Source organism: Flavobacterium sp., from assembly GCF_044376915.1.
Lineage (GTDB): Bacteria > Bacteroidota > Bacteroidia > Flavobacteriales > Flavobacteriaceae > Flavobacterium.
The window spans coordinates 1-16,406 of sequence record NZ_JBILKB010000044.1 but is presented as its reverse complement, the minus strand read 5'-3'; the positions used below and the strand labels follow the sequence as shown (position 1 = coordinate 16,406).

11 protein-coding genes are annotated in these 16,406 nt (G+C 35.5%); all 11 read right to left on the bottom strand.

Features of this window, described 5'->3' with window-relative positions:
• Positions 1–183: 183 nt before the first annotated feature.
• Positions 184–1,164 (bottom strand): cytochrome c oxidase subunit 3, encoded by a 981-nt coding sequence (locus ACIQ6Z_RS06125; protein WP_396210045.1) that lies wholly within the window; start codon positions 1,162–1,164, stop codon positions 184–186.
• Positions 1,165–1,208: 44 nt separating this feature from the next.
• Entirely contained in the window at positions 1,209–1,796 is a 588-nt protein-coding gene (locus tag ACIQ6Z_RS06120) for a heme-copper oxidase subunit III (RefSeq protein WP_396210044.1), read from the bottom strand.
• A 2-nt stretch (positions 1,797–1,798) separates the two neighbouring features.
• On the bottom strand, positions 1,799–2,695 hold the full coding sequence (cyoE, locus tag ACIQ6Z_RS06115) for a heme o synthase (protein WP_396210043.1): 897 nt from the start codon (positions 2,693–2,695) through the stop codon (positions 1,799–1,801).
• Between the two features lie 101 nt (positions 2,696–2,796).
• Entirely contained in the window at positions 2,797–3,540 is a 744-nt protein-coding gene (gene deoC / locus ACIQ6Z_RS06110) for a deoxyribose-phosphate aldolase (protein WP_396210042.1), read from the bottom strand.
• A 64-nt stretch (positions 3,541–3,604) separates the two neighbouring features.
• Positions 3,605–3,988: a VanZ family protein gene (locus ACIQ6Z_RS06105; protein WP_396210041.1), complete on the bottom strand. Its 384-nt coding sequence runs from the start codon at positions 3,986–3,988 to the stop codon at positions 3,605–3,607.
• Positions 3,957–4,337, bottom strand: a complete 381-nt coding sequence (gcvH, locus tag ACIQ6Z_RS06100; RefSeq protein ID WP_396210040.1) for a glycine cleavage system protein GcvH — start codon at positions 4,335–4,337, stop codon at positions 3,957–3,959. Before gcvH ends, ACIQ6Z_RS06105 begins: the two co-directional genes overlap by 32 nt.
• 69 nt (positions 4,338–4,406) lie before the next feature.
• Positions 4,407–11,549 (bottom strand): cell surface protein SprA, encoded by a 7,143-nt coding sequence (gene sprA / locus ACIQ6Z_RS06095; RefSeq protein WP_396210046.1) that lies wholly within the window; start codon positions 11,547–11,549, stop codon positions 4,407–4,409.
• A gap of 60 nt (positions 11,550–11,609) precedes the next feature.
• Positions 11,610–12,191, bottom strand: coding sequence for a Holliday junction branch migration protein RuvA (ruvA, locus tag ACIQ6Z_RS06090; protein ID WP_396210039.1), 582 nt, complete (start codon positions 12,189–12,191; stop codon positions 11,610–11,612).
• A 9-nt stretch (positions 12,192–12,200) separates the two neighbouring features.
• Positions 12,201–14,480, bottom strand: coding sequence for an NADP-dependent malic enzyme (locus tag ACIQ6Z_RS06085; protein ID WP_396210038.1), 2,280 nt, complete (start codon positions 14,478–14,480; stop codon positions 12,201–12,203).
• A 59-nt stretch (positions 14,481–14,539) separates the two neighbouring features.
• Complete coding sequence (queG, locus tag ACIQ6Z_RS06080; RefSeq protein WP_396210037.1) at positions 14,540–15,469, bottom strand: tRNA epoxyqueuosine(34) reductase QueG; 930 nt, start codon at positions 15,467–15,469, stop codon at positions 14,540–14,542.
• Between the two features lies 1 nt (position 15,470).
• A partial coding sequence (gene ruvB, locus ACIQ6Z_RS06075; protein WP_396210036.1) for a Holliday junction branch migration DNA helicase RuvB occupies positions 15,471–16,406 on the bottom strand: 936 nt, incomplete at its 5' end.

Genomic DNA, 16,406 nt, shown 5'->3' with positions numbered 1-16,406 from the left:
AAATAATGAACAACCAATTTAGTAAATTCATTCCTATAAAATTAGTAAAAAACAATGCTTTAGGCTTAAAAATACCAAAAATAACTTCAACGATAGTAAGAATAGAAAGATAAATAAATACTTTCCAAATTCTTCCAGTATGTGATTCGTGTGCTTGTGCCATGATATACTATTATTAATAAATTATACTAAATAGAAGAATGTAAATACAAACACCCAAACTAAATCTACAAAGTGCCAATACAATCCAACTTTTTCAACCATTTCGTAACTTTTTCTCTTTTCATATGTTCCAAGTAATACGTTAAAGAAAATAATGATATTAATCAATACTCCTGTAAATACGTGAAATCCGTGAAAACCAGTAATAAAGAAAAAGAAGTTTGCAAATAATTTACTACCGTATTCATTACGAACTAAATTGGCTCCCTCAACAACATATTTGGTCTCGGCCAATCTTTTCAAAGATTCTTCTCGCGATAAAACTGCTTTTTCCTTTTCAGCGGTAATTAACTCTGTTCGAATTAAAATCGATTCGTCTGCTTTAAATCCTTGCATTACTTCATTTACAGAATAAGAAGGAATCGTTGCTTCTTCCATGAACCAAAATCCGTTATTTCTGTGTAATTGTTCTCTGTCTTCAGTTAAAGTTAAAGCAAAATCCCCTAGTGCTACTCTTTCATATTCACCATTAGCGCCTTTTTTTACAAATTGTAAAATAGAACCTCCTTTAGTCTCCACTGCTCCATACTCTCCTTTAATGAAATTTTTCCATTCCCAAGCTTGAGATCCTAAGAAGATGAATCCACCAACGATTGTAAGCGCCATATAAACAGCTACTTTCGTTTTTTTCAATTGGTGACCTGCATCTACTGCCAAAACCATGGTTACCGAAGAAAAAATCAAGATAAAGGTCATTAATGCTACATAGTACATCGGTGCATTAACACCATGTGCAAATGGAAAGTGATTAAAAACCTCATCGGCTATAGGCCAAGTTTCAATAAATTTAAATCTTGAAAAACCATACGCGGCTAAGAATCCAGAAAAAGTTAAAGCATCCGAAAGGATGAAAAACCACATCATCATTTTACCATAGGTTGCTCCCAATGGACCTGGACCTCCGTCTAAAGCGTGTTCATTTGAAATAACTGTCGCTCCCATAAATTTTTAAATATTAAAAAGTTCCCAAATTTATTATTTTTTTTCTATTTGAAAAAATAGAAAAACAAAAACAAATAAACCCAAATAAAATCCATAAAGTGCCAATACATCGCACTTAGCTCAATACCAAGGGTTTGAGTCGAATTGTATTTTTGTTTATAATGATTATAAATTACTACTAAAAGTGAAATTATTCCGCCCAACAGATGGGCAATGTGTACCAAAACTGTAATATACAAAAAGGAAGTGGTTACATTACTTTCGCTTCCTGTAAAAAAATATCCATTCGCAATCACTTGATCAAAACCTTTAATTTGCAGTGCAACAAAAGCTATTCCTAAAGCTAAAGTAGAAAGTAATAATACAGACGTTTGATTTCTGTTACCTCTTCTCATGGATTTTAGTGCCAAAAAAAACGTAAAACTACTCACTAACATTGCAATAGTACTGAATAAAAATGCAGATGGTAAATGAAAATCTTTTAACCAATCGGGTCGCGATTTACTTACTACATAAGCACTCGTCAATCCAGCAAAGATCATACAAATACTGATCATTCCAAACCACAATAACAGCTTGTAGGTTTTACCTTTGCGTTCTTGTTCTTCTTCAAAAGTCATTCTATTTTCCATAACTATCGTAAAAATTTATCCACTACATATACTATTTGTAGCAATGAAATGTAGGAAACACTCACCAACATTAATTTTCGAGCCGCTTTTGCTTCCATGACTTGATGCAATTTGAAAGCATAAAACAGCATCCAAATTCCCAACGCTACCACAATAATTACAGCAGGAATTGACAAGTACAAATGACCTGTAAATCCAAAGGCGGGAATTACTGAGGCTAAAATAGTCCAAAAAGTATATAATATAATTTGCAGGGCCGTCTTTTTATCTTTTTCGCCAGTAGGCAACATAAAAAATCCTGCTTTTTTATAATCGTCGTATAAAAACCAACCAATGGCCCAAAAATGGGGAAATTGCCAAAAAAACTGAATAATAAATAACGTTCCGGCTTCAATACCAAAGTGTCCCGTAGCCGCAACCCAACCCAACATAAACGGAATTGCTCCCGGAAATGCCCCTACAAAAACCGATAAAGGCGTCATTGTTTTTAATGGGGTATACAAACTCACATACATAAATATCGAAATGGCACTAAACATAGCCGTTTTCGGATTTACATTGTATAATATAACCAATCCCAAAAGCGTCAATATACCTCCAAAAATGAAAGCTGTTTGTTTGCTCATTCGTTCAGAGGGTAACGGACGATTTTTTGTGCGATCCATTAACGCATCCAAGTCTTTTTCTATAATTTGATTGAAAATATTAGAAGCACCTACCATACAGTAACCGCCAATCGCCAATAAAAGCAATATTTCCCAATTGTGAGAAAACCACGAATCAATTCCTAACAAATACCCAGCGATGGTAGAAAAAACAACACTGATGGCTAATCGTGCTTTTGTAATTTCTACAAAGTCTTTATAAAAAGATTTTTTAGGTGGATGTACAGTTTCCAATTTATTAATGTATTTGGCTATAAAATGTGTGCAAAGATACGATATGAAAATTAGAATTTAGAATTTAGAATTTAGAAAATTAGTTAAATATTTAAAAAAAATTAATAATCACTCTTTGAAATTTGTCCCATTACAATTGCTTTGGCAGCAGAAGTTCCAATCCGCTTTACCCCCAATTGAATCATAGCAACTGCTTCATCATAAGTTTTTACACCACCAGCTGCTTTTACCGGCAAAGGAAACGAATTTTCCAGCATTAATTTTATCGTTTCTGGAGTTGCGCCGTTAGGAATATCGTCTGGGGTTTTATAGAATCCGGTAGAAGATTTAACGAATACTTTTTCAAAATCTTTTTCAGAAAAATGAGCAATGATAGTATTTTTAATCAAAACTGTGAGTTGAATAATTTGATGATGATCTAATGCGGCAACTTCAATAATCCATTTGACAATCCTATGATGATCCAATCCTAATTTTGTACAAGCAATTACTTGTTGCTTAACTTCATCAATTGCGCCGTTTTTAAAAGCACTATAGTTAATTACAAAATCTAAATCATCTGCTCCATTTACTATAGCGTCATTTGCTTCTTTGAGTTTATTAGCTAATGAACCTATGCCTTTTGGAAAATCAATAACGGTTCCGATGGTAACTTTAGATTTTGACTTTTTTATCATTTCTTTAGCAAAAGCTACTTGTTCTGGCCGAATCATGATCAATTTGAATTGGCAATCGATCGCTTCTTGAATGGCATTTTTGACCACTTCATTATTCTCCTTTTCGGATAAATTGGCTTGAGCAGCCGTTTTTAAATAGGTAGCATCTAAATAGTGTTTGATGTCCATTATATTCATTTAATTTTTGAGTGAAAATAAAAAAATCCCATCGGAATGGGATCTTATAAAGGCATTATGTCTTTTTATATTTACTTAACAAATAGACCGTTAAAAGTCCTGCCAACGTTCCCATGGTATTCGCTAAAACATCAAAGGGATCGGCATGGCGATTAGTAGTGAAATTTGCTTGCAAAAATTCCATAGAAATACCATAGAAAAGTGTTATGAAAAACAATAAAACACTGAAATATTTATGGGTACTCTTTTTGCACAAACCAAAATACCATAAGATAAAGAACACAAAATAAAATAAAAAATGTGCGGTTTTATCTTTTCCGGGAATCGAAACAGCGGGTAAATTATTTAAACTTGCCAAACTACCTATAGTAACCCCAAGGGTCCAGAGCAGGGCGAGAAAAATAAAATTACGCTCCGATAAGTGCTTTGTAATCTTCACTTGATAAAAGTGTAGCTATTTCTGAAGCGTCTGAAATTTTAACTTTTACCATCCAACCGTCGCCATAAGGATCTGTATTTACTTTTTCAGGATCAGATTCTAATGCATCATTGAATTCAATAATTTCACCTGAAAGAGGCAAGAATAAATCGGATACTGTTTTTACTGCTTCAACTGTACCAAAAACTTCATCTTTATCCAAAGTTTGATCTAAAGTTTCTACTTCAACATAGACAATATCGCCTAATTCTTTTTGAGCAAAATCAGTAATTCCTACAGTTGCAATTTCTCCATCAACTGAAACCCACTCGTGGTCTTTCGTGTATTTTAAATTAGTTGGTATATTCATTTTGGTTAATTATTTAGTGGTACAAATGTAATTGTATTTATTGAATTGTAAAAAGGGTTTTCATTATTTTTAATTCCCAAAATTATAGCGCAAGGTAAATCCAGCCCTTATGTTAGTGATTGGGAAGGAAGTCGATATCACCGCTTGGGAAAACTGATGATCATAAAATAAAATTGCAGTCATGTTTTTACTAAACGAATAATCGGCAGTAAATCGAATCGACCACATATCTTGTCCTCCTCCCAATTGGTTGTTGTTGTAATCCAGGTACCGAACAATAGTTGTATTTTTTCGCAAAGAAAAATCAGCCTTTATATTGATATCACTTTTGATTAATCCTGTTGGATTATCCGCTAAAGCCGAATTAATGGTGACATCTTTGATACGGTAACCCAATCCAACAATGTACTCGTTTCCGCTTACTTCCGTTAAAAGGTTGTTATCAAAACTCATGTTTAATGTTCGGTCTTTTTTGATTTCAGCCAGTACTTTTAATGAATTTTTTAAGGTCAAATCAACTTTTATCAAGGGATTAAATTGTTCGGATAAATTCACATTTGAAATCAACTTATTGGCATAAAAATTACCATTGACATCAGTTGGTGTCGTATTCAAATTGGAACGAAACGCATTTACATTGTAACTGGCTCTGTACCCATGCTGAATAGAAAATGTTTTGAACGAATCTTTAAACCATTTATAGCGCATGAAACCTGTATATTTTATATTCCAATTGGGCAATGGAATTGATTTAAAGACGCCGGTTGAAACTTTTCCTGCATCTTGACCTGAGTAAGCCGCAAGGAAAGAAGGCAACAATACTTGTTGGCTGTTTTTACCAAAACCTACAGGAAATCCTTCTGCATCTCTTGGAATAGAACCTGTTGCATAGTATTTTTCGGCCAATCGGTCTGCTATTACCAAACGATTGGTTCGAAAAGCATCGAAAGCCTCAGAAACATTAATATCACTTTGAGAAAAAGCAGTTTTAATTAGTATTGTTGAAATATTAAAATTTCCAAAATCATAGGGTGAACGTGAGTTATATTGTCCAGCTGAAACGTCAAATTGCTCTGAGAAATTATAAGCATACGTTCGTTCGCCCATTAAATCTATTTTAAAATCGGAGAACGGTTCCAATTGAGCCGTAAAATTTAATTGTGTATTTTTTACTTGTGTAAAATTTTGATTGAACTCTGGAAATGAGGTTAACCAACCGTTTTTTGCAGCTTCGTAACGCACATCTGATTGGCTTCCAAAAACAAATCCAAGAGAGGGTTTTGATGAACCAAAAAAGCCTAATCCTGGTAAATAACCTGGCAACACTGTTCCACTATTTTCTGTAAAATTGACTTGAATATTTTTAACACTTGTTGCCAAACCAATCAATCCACTCATAAAAATATTGCGTTCGCTATTGCTGTTTCTATTGGTTGCTACGACTTTTTGTCCTGGTTTTGGAGCGGTTCCCTTATCTTTAGAATTGGGTGTTCTAGCTTTGTTTGTTTTATTTTTTGTAAGACCTATATATTTATAAAACGTATCCATATTAAACGTAGTGTTTAATTTATGTGAACTGGCGTTTTGAATTGTGTTTCCAAGTTCATAAATGATTCCGTTTTCTGCTTCTATGGAAGAGAAAGCATCAGATGAGCGTTGCCAATTATAGTCGCCCGTGTACACATAAGTCGATTTCACGAAAGCCAAGGCAGGAATTTTATTTATGGGCAAGTCATAATTTACAACAAGCTGTTGATTGTGCTGATTGGATTGACCAATATTCCAGTAATCATCCCATAAATCTAATCCATCAATTGGCATGTTATTTTCGTCCAAATAATTACGCACAATATTATTCGAAGAGGCGGTATAATTAACACGTAGTGACTTCGTGATATTATAATTAAAGCCATATTGATAATTGAAAAAGTAATTTCTTCGGTACAAGTCACCCAATCCAATACCTTGAACATCTACCAAACGAAAACGTTGTTTGTTAAATTGACGAATGATATTTGAACTGAATGATACATTACTGGGTAAGAAATTAAAATTGAGATCACTTAACATTTTATAATAGCCACTTTTCTTTAACGCCTTTGAATTTTTAAAAGGTTCAAAGGTTAACGGTTTAAATGTATAGGCATAATCAACAGACGTTCTGTTTTGTTGGTCTAATAAATTTTCAATTTCATAATCATGATGCTCCGTTTGATTTAGAGAATACGAAAGTGTTAAGTTCTCTACATCATAAAAGTGGGTTTTCTTTTCGGGATTCTTTTCTTTTCTCACCCCAATTAAATTGATACTGGTTCGTTTGGTATAATCGATCGCTCTGTTTTCAATGTTTGCTCTTTGAGAGGCATCATTTGTAACGTCTAACAATTGATTCAGTTCAATGTCTTGATAGAATGGATCAAATTTTGGTGTGATGGTTTCTTCCCCAATCCCATAATTAAAGGGTAAATTTATTCCCCATTTCTTTGGCAATAATTGACCCACATTGACATTGGTTACAATATCGTATTGGAATACATTTTCACGACTTCGCTCATTAGGCCCTTGTTCTAAAGCACCAAAACCTATCGTACTTACACGTGTAGTTGCAGAAACACTTGCAAAATCGGCAATTTTTGCATCCAAATTTGCAATGGCAGCATATCCTCCTTTGTTATCCATATCGGACATTCGCAATTCGTTGAACCATACCTCACCTCGCAAGGGTTCGCCCGAATTCTTATTTTTGAGTCCGACCATCAATGTTCTTACCAATCCAAAATTAGGATTACCTTTTATACCAAAAGTTAATTTATTATCAGAAGAACCTAAGTCTTCTTCTTCTAAAAAGCCAATCCCATTAGGATCGTAAATAATACTTGGATCATTACCCAGGGCTAATATTTTTAATTTGGTTAGTAGGGCTAATGATACTTCCATTTCGTTTTCAGATGGCCAAATTTCTTCCGCCGACGAGGCGCCGTGTGGAGTAATTTTTAACGGCATTTCAACTTGATAAAAATTGTCCGTAAAGTCATTACCAAAGCGAATAAAGGCGACCATTTCATCATCTTGAAGACGATCTGAATTTGCATTTCCTTCAATAGCTTCAGCGTGTAAAAACATTCGTAATTTTTTAAACTGACGCATATCCACATTTACATTTTTAAATACGGCTCTAGAATCGGCAGTTTCTAATCCTCCCAAACCCGAGAGTGTAGGATCTTTTTTATATATACGTAACGATAACGATTGTTCATTTTGATTGATTACCGTATTATTGTTGTATAATTGCTCTCGAACTACTCCTGGTGGTGTAACATAATTAATAGGGGTTCTATTTCCATTTTCTTGTATATTCAGGGCAACTACATCAAAACCAGTATTGTCATCTGTAAGATCAACATCATTAACATCCAGTGAAGTATTGTATCTTCTCCATTCGCCTCGAACCAAGTCTAGGGCTCCAAATCGAAGCGTCACTTCTTGTTTGAATCCTGCCATGTACATGCGCATAAAACGAATGGAACGAAAATCGGAAATTGGTCCTACTTTATTGGCATCGGTAAATTCTAAAATTGGAATTTTATATAAAATCCAACGCACTTTACCCCGTTCGCCATTTGGCAATTCAACACTGTTATCTTCTCGAGAATCGGCTATATAATTTTGGCCAATAGGAACTGCTCCATCTGGATAAAATTGTATAGGAACCTCAAATTTAAAATAGGCATTTATGGTGTTCATCGTGTTATCACGATTGATATCTTCTACGTCTGGAAACGTCGTATTCCCACGATTATTATCGGAAACATTAACAGGAGAATTTCCTTCATTTCCGTTATAATCTCTGTATCGGTTTATAATATCTCCTGATGCATTTAAATAAAATTGGTAATTATCAGCCGCAGGGTCGGGTTGGCTTGCAAAAGCGGGGTACTTAGTAGCCTCGTCTGTATCGGTTAATCCATCAAACCCAGCATCTTGAACAGCTCGATTGGCTTCCGAAGTATCAAAAGCATAAATTAAAGATTGGGATGCAGGCACCTTACCCCAAGCGGTTTCAAACGTAGGCTGAGTAGAATTGGCTTCTGGCAAACCATTTTCAAATAATTTCTTTCCATCGCGAAGTACATCTTCCGAAATTTCACCCAAATTGAAAACAATTTTTCCTGAATTTGTAGGATCGGCGACATCACCCGCATTACCATAATAAGGGTCCATCATCCAAAATTGAATGTACTCTACATTAGATTGTTCAAAATTAGTGGAGTTGATCGGACGCATAATTCCAGCCCAGTTATTTAGTGCATCTGTATCTGAGAAAACATTGGATGTTGCTAATGATGGATTAAAATTATAAGGTCCGCGGTCTTTTGGGAAATAGGTCAAATCTAGGGTATTGATTACAGTAGATTGTCCTTGGACGATATCCGTAACAGGGTATAATTCTCTACTAAAGATACGGCGGGTTTTATTAAAAGATAAATCATCGTCGGATACACCAGCTGGTCGTTGTGTATAAAACAAAGGATCTACAGCATACCAAGACATTTTTGCTCTTTTATAGCCAATATTCAATACATCAACTGGCGGTTCGTTTGCAGTGGGCTCTCCATCAAAATTCTCTTCTAATGGCACACTTGCCAAAGTCCAAGATTGTGGCGAACGCATATCAATTGTAGATTGTGATCCTTCAAAATCGTCGATATAGGTTGTAGCTTCACCATTAAACTGATCTGCTCTCGAACTTCCTGGTTTTAAATAAGCAAATTCTCCTCTAAATGAGATACTAGAAGGCACATCGGTATCAATATTGGGTAATTTATTGACCAAACGCGTTAAAAATGGAACTTCTGTTGAATAATTTGTATTGAACCCATAAATTGTATTGTTCACCGACTCTTGCCCATAATTTGATTTAGTAGTAAAAGGGCGTTCTGACATGTTTAATACCGTAGCGCCCACTAAAAATTTATCGGTAAATTTATGTTCTACATTGAATCCCCAAAAACGTCTGGTTTGTTGTCCAAAAACAGAATTGTTTTCTACGGAAACTTCAATAGGGGTGTTTGAAGCTTGCAAAGAGGGATCCATAATTTGAACTTTCCCTAATTGATAATTTACGGTATAATCAACCCCTTCAATTAATGTTCTTCCACCAGCGGTAACCACAACTGAACCTTGTGGGACATTAAATGCTCCAATTGAAATTCCATCACCTCCTGCTGATTTGAATCGTCCTTTTAATTGAAACTTATTTTTGGCACTTTCTTGTAACGCACCTGCTTGTGTTGATTTGTATAAATTTCTAAAAACATATTTCGATTGGTTGCTGTTATAAATTCCACCATCGTAATCTTCTGAACCATTGTTGCGAAGCTTTTCAAACAAATGTTTTCCAAAAGGCTCAACTGTTGAAAATATAATTCGTCCTTTTTGTGGATCTATGGTAAGTCCGGGAATAAAGTCGAAAAAACCATCTCCTCCTGCTTGTGGATCATTAGTGTAGTTTAATTGATCGACATTGAATACTTTTAACAAAGGAGTATCTGCCACATTTGATGGCAATGGGTCAACTCCCGATTGCGTAATATAGTTCAACGGCGAAGGATCAGTGTATAAGATATTCAACTTAAAATCTTCTTGTTGTAATTGATATCCACTTGGAATTTGATATATATTTTTCATCATCAAATCCCAAACAGGCTCGTCTACTACTACTAAATTTCCTTTCAGCATTTTTAGTACTAATGCTTGCGAAGAAGGAACTCCGGCAGTATCTACATTGGTAGCATCTACACCATCGGTACCAAATTCTCCCACTTGAAATACTTGATCACCAATAGTATATTGATAGGCCACTGCCAATACTTCATCATTGGCTAATCGCTGATTGAGAGATAAATAACCCAATTGCGGATTAAAAGTAAATTCAGATGCTGCTAATTTGCGGGCATTTTCAAGTTTTGCAAAATCAATTCCTTCAGCCATGCCGGCGATATTAAAGCCGTTTAAAGCCGTTGAAACATCACGTATAGAATTGTTTAAAAAATTACTACCAATACTATTGGGATTAAACTTATTATTGGCATTGTCCGTTGGTGTATCTGGGAGTACATTAAAAAACCCTGGATTTGGGACCCCAACAATTTCGGTATCTGAAATTCCAGATTGTTGTGCTTCTCCCAGATCTTGCAAAGCCACAATATTTCTTAAATTATTATCTGTGGTACTTACTCTATTTTGCTTGTTCGTAATCCATACTTCAATACGTGTAATTTGAACGCGAGAATTGATATATGGATAATTTTCTAAGGCTTTGTCGTACTTATTTCTGAAATATTGGGATAAAAAATAATGCCGATCTGAATCGTAATCCAAAGCAAAAAGTTCAAAATCTTGAATGGTTCCACCACCTTGAGAAGTAACCGATTTTGTTTGTGATTTTTGTTCTGAAAACACACCTGTGAAGGTTGTTTTACCAAATTGCAGTTGCGTTTTAACTCCAAATAAACTTTGTGCACCGCGAACTAAGGAATTAGATAACGGGAAACTGACATTTCCTACTTCCAATTTTTTTATTATGGAGTCTTCCCCTCCAGCTACATTTGGATCAAACTCTAATTTAATTAAATTTTGAAATGCAAAGGTAGATTGGGTATCATAATTGATGTTCACACTAAGTCTTGTACCTACTTTACCTTGAAGTCCAACACTAATTCGTTGCGTAAAATCAAAGCTGGTTGTTCTTCTATTTCGTGGTGAAAAGGAAGGGTTGTCTTGTTTTGTAAATCGCACTCCCAAATCTAACTCAACCGATCCTGTTGGCTTGATATCAATAGTATTACTCCCAAAAATAGTTTCAAAGATTTTAGAATTTACCCGATAAACTGGTAATAAATTGCGCTTTGCTGCATCGGTACCAGCTTTTTTGCCGTCAATTGCTGCAGATTTTTCTTGATAATAATCACGCATTTGTTCTCGCAACATCAAATCTTGATATTGTTTTGGGGTCAATATCAATGGATAATTGATATTAAACCCGTCTACCGATTTTGTATAAATGTATCGATCGGTTATGGGATCATAGGTATAAGAGTCTAAGATACTCTTTGGATTTGGAATTTCAATTTTTCCCAAATCAACACCCGTTTTTACGGTATCCTTTGCCTGTTCTCCTACTTGAGCGTGTAGTGAACATGAAAAAAGCATTACTATAAAAAGAAAATAATAATAATTTTTGAACTGTATGGGTCCTATTTTTCTCAAGTCTTATAAATTTTTTAAAGCTTGCTTGATTAAATCTTCAACGGAGGCGTTTGGTGCCTCTCTGATAATTTTATCGATTACCTTTTCAGCAGATTTCCTTACAAAGCCTAAAACTTCTAATGCAGATAACGCTTCATCTTTATTTGTATTGCTTTCGAATACAGAAACTTCGTCTATATTATACACTTTTAACACTTTTTCTTTTAAATCGAGGATAATGCGTTGTGCGGTTTTTGCACCAATACCTTTCATGGATTGCATGGTCCCCACATCATTGGAAGCAATGGCTTGAATGATGAGTTGTGGTGCTAACGATGACAACATGGTTCGAGCAGTACTGGCTCCAACACCCGAAACGGATAACAATAATTTAAATAATTCTCGCTCTTGTTTTTCAATGAAACCATATAAAGTATGTGCATCTTCTCTAATTTGAAGAAAAGTAAACAATTTTAAATTTTCCGAATCTGGAAGTAAAGAATACGTATGCAATGAAATATTAATATGATATCCCACACCATTACAATCAATGATCACTTCGGTGGGTGTTTTTTCAACTAATCGTCCTTGAATGTGTGCTATCATCGTATTAAGTTATTGTTTTTTCTTACCTTTTTCTTGTGCATCTACAACAGCAACCGCTGCCATATTTACCATTTCTTCTACACTAGCACCCAATTGAAACACGTGAACAGGCTTATCTAATCCAAGGATTATTGGACCAATTGATTCCGATTTGTTTAACTCTTTTAATAATTTATAAGTAATGTTTGCCGCATCTAAATTTGGAAAAATAAGTGTATTTACTTTTTTATTGACCAATTTAGAAAATGGAAACTTACTTTTTAACATATCTGGATTTAAAGCAAAGTCTGTTTGAATTTCGCCATCTACTACAAGATCTGGAAAATTTTCATGCAAGTAATTAACCGCTTGTCTTACTTTATTTGGACCTTCATTTTGAGAGGAACCAAAATTGGAATACGAAACCATAGCAATTACAGGCTCCATTCCAAACATGCGAACCGCTTTTGCTGTCATTAAAGCAATTTTAGCCAATTCATCAGCTGTTGGATTGGGATTGATCGCCGTATCCGATAAAAAGATGGGACCTCTAGCCGTCATCATCATATTCGTTGTTGCAATTTTTGAAACACCCGGCATTCGATCAATAAGTTGCATAACAGGCTTAATAGAAGAAGGATAACTTCTAGCATGACCCGTTAAAAAAGCATCTGCTTCACCAGTATTGACCATCATTAACCCAAAATAATTGCGTTCGCGCATCCACTTTTCGGCATCTAATAATGTAATTCCTTTGCGTTTGCGACTTTCCCAAAAATGAGTAGCATATTCCAATCGTTTAGCTTCTGATTCTTTTGTTTTGGGATCAAATACAGGCACTTCAGCATCAAAACCAATTTCTTCTTTTAGTTCGTTGATGATTTCTTTATTTCCCAATAAAATTGGAAAACCAATACCTTCTTCGTGTACAATTTGAGCCGCTTTTAATACATCTATTTGATCGGCTTCAGCAAAAATAATGCGTTTCGGACTGGTTCTCGCTCTGTTGGTTAACAAACGGATCATTTTATTATCAGAACCCATTCGTTCCAATAAATCATCTTTATATTTCTCCCAATCGGTAATTGGGGCCAACGCAACACCCGATTCCATTGCTGCTTTTGCTACCGCAGGTGGCACTTCGGCAATCAATCGTGGGTCAAAAGGTTTTGGTATGATATAATCGCGACCAAAAGTTAATTTGGTTTCGCCATAGGCAATATTTACTTGTTCTGGCACAGAAGCTTTGGCTAAATTTGCCAAGGCTACTACAGCTGCCTTTTTCATTTCTTCATTAATTTTAGTGGCTCTTACATCTAAAGCGCCTCTAAAAATAAATGGAAATCCAAGAACGTTATTTACTTGATTAGGATGATCCGATCGGCCTGTAGCCATAATAATATCCTTTCGGGTTGCGATGGCTAGATCGTAATTAATTTCCGGCATTGGATTGGCCATAGCGAATACAATTGGATTATCTGCCATAGACAACAGCATTTCAGGAGTCACAATATCACCCGTAGATAAACCTACAAAAACATCGGCTCCTTGCATGGCGTGCGCTAAATCATTATATTGTTTGTCTGTAGCATACGCACGTTGCATGTCTGATATTTTTGGATCGTCTTTTCGCAACGCCCCTTTACTATTAAACATGACTACGTTTTCTGGTTTCACTCCAAAAGAAACGTATAAATTAGCACATGCAATAGCGGCAGAACCTGCTCCAGAAATTACCACAGAAACTTCTTCCATTTTCTTGCCGGCCAACTCAACAGCATTCAATAAGGCTGCCGAAGAAATGATAGCGGTTCCATGTTGGTCATCATGCATTACTGGAATATTCAATTCCTCTACTAAGCGTCTCTCAATTTCGAAAGACTCAGGCGCTTTGATATCCTCAAGGTTAATTCCGCCGAAAGTAGGTGAAATGTTTTTAACCGTCTCAATAAACTTATCGACATCTTTAGTATCCACTTCAATATCAAAAACATCGATATCGGCAAAAATTTTAAACAGTAGTCCTTTTCCTTCCATAACTGGTTTTGAAGCTTCGGGACCAATGTCTCCTAGACCTAAAACAGCAGTTCCGTTTGAAATTACGGCTACTAAATTTCCTTTTGCGGTATATTTATAAACGTTGTTAACGTCTTTTTCAATTTCTAAACAAGGCTCGGCAACACCCGGCGAATACGCTAATGCTAAATCTCTTTGGGTTGCATATTTTTTAGTGGGCACTACCTGTATTTTTCCAGGAGTAGGTTTCGCGTGATATAATAAGGCTTCTCTACGTTTACTATCTTTATGCATGGTTTTATATTTTACTAACTTACAAATATAAGGGTATGCCCCTAAAATGAGAAATTATTTTAGTATTCTTTTAAAAAATTTATATTACGAAGTACCCCTTCAAATTTTGAACGCTTTAATGCTGAATTTTTAAATACCTGTTGGAAAGTATCGTGGGTTATTTCGTCCCAATCCGATTTGGAAAACTTTAAAATTTCAGGACTGGCTTTTAACAAGGGCTCCGAATGTGGTTGTGAAAACCGGTTCCAAGGACATACATCTTGGCACACATCGCAACCGAACATCCAATCGTCAAATTTACCTTTCATGTCTTGCGGTAAATTATCTTTCAATTCAATGGTAAAATACGAAATACATTTACTTCCATCCACTACATAAGGCGCTACTATGGCTTCCGTGGGGCAAGCATCTAAACAAGCCGTACACGTGCCACAGTGATCGGTTGTGGCGGTGTCATATTCCAAATCCAAATCTACTATTAGTTCGGCAATAAAATAAAATGAACCCGTTTTTTGCGTGATCAAATTGCTGTTTTTTCCTATCCAGCCTAAGCCACTTTTTGCTGCCCATGCTTTGTCCAATACTGGGGCTGAGTCTACGAAAGCTCTTCCTGACACTTCACCAATCTCTGCTTGAATAAAAAATAAAAGTTCTTTTAATTTTTCTTTAATGATATAATGGTAATCTTGTCCGTAAGCGTATTTTGAAATTTTATACGATTCTTGATTTTGAAGTTCCGATGGATAATAATTTAACAACAAAGAAATCACACTTTTAGCACCGTCTACTAATAACGTAGGATTTAAACGCTTGTCAAAATGGTTTTCCATGTAACTCATTTGACCGTTCATATTTTGGTTCAACCAATTTTCAAGTCTTGGCGCTTCTTGTTCTAAAAAACCAGCTTTGGAAATACCACAAGAGAGAAAGCCGAGTCTTTTGGATTCGGCTTTAATTACTTTTGAGTATTTTTCATTGTTGTTTATCAAATTAGAACAATCCTCCTTGAATGATATTTTTAATTTTTCCTAAATGTTTATACGCTTTTTCGGTTACTTCTCTTCCACGAGGAGTTCTCATGATAAAGCCTTCTTGAATTAAGAAAGGTTCGTACACTTCTTCAATGGTTTCACCACTTTCGGAAACTGCGGTGGCTAATGTCGATAATCCAACTGGTCCACCTTTAAATTTTTCAATGATGGTGAGTAAAATTTTATTGTCCATTTCATCCAATCCATGAGCATCAACATGTAACGCTTTTAAAGCAAATTTTGCAATTTCAATATCAATTTTACCATTCCCTTTTATTTGAGCAAAATCACGTACACGGCGCAAAAGTGCATTTGCGATTCGCGGTGTTCCCCTACTTCTGCCAGCAATTTCGATTGCAGCTTCCATAGTGATTGGCATTTTTAATATAGCAGCACTTCGTTGTACAATAGTGGTTAACAGTTCGGTGTTGTAATATTGTAAGCGACTTTGAATTCCAAAACGAGCACGCATGGGTGCGGTTAACAAGCCGGAACGTGTTGTTGCTCCTACTAACGTAAATGGATTTAGATTGATTTGAACGGTTCTTGCATTTGGACCCGATTCAATCATGATGTCAATTTTGAAATCTTCCATTGCCGAATACAAATATTCTTCAACTATTGGGCTTAAACGATGGATTTCGTCTATAAATAAGACATCTCGTTCTTCCAAATTGGTTAATAGTCCGGCCAAATCACCAGGCTTATCCAATACGGGCCCCGAAGTAATTTTAATGCCCACTCCCAATTCATTGGCTAAAATATTAGCCAACGTGGTTTTACCCAAACCTGGAGGTCCATGAAACAAGGTATGGTCTAAAGCTTCATTTCGCAAATTGGCAGCCTGCACAAAAACAATTAGATTTTCCAAAACCTGTTCTTGTCCAGCAAAGTC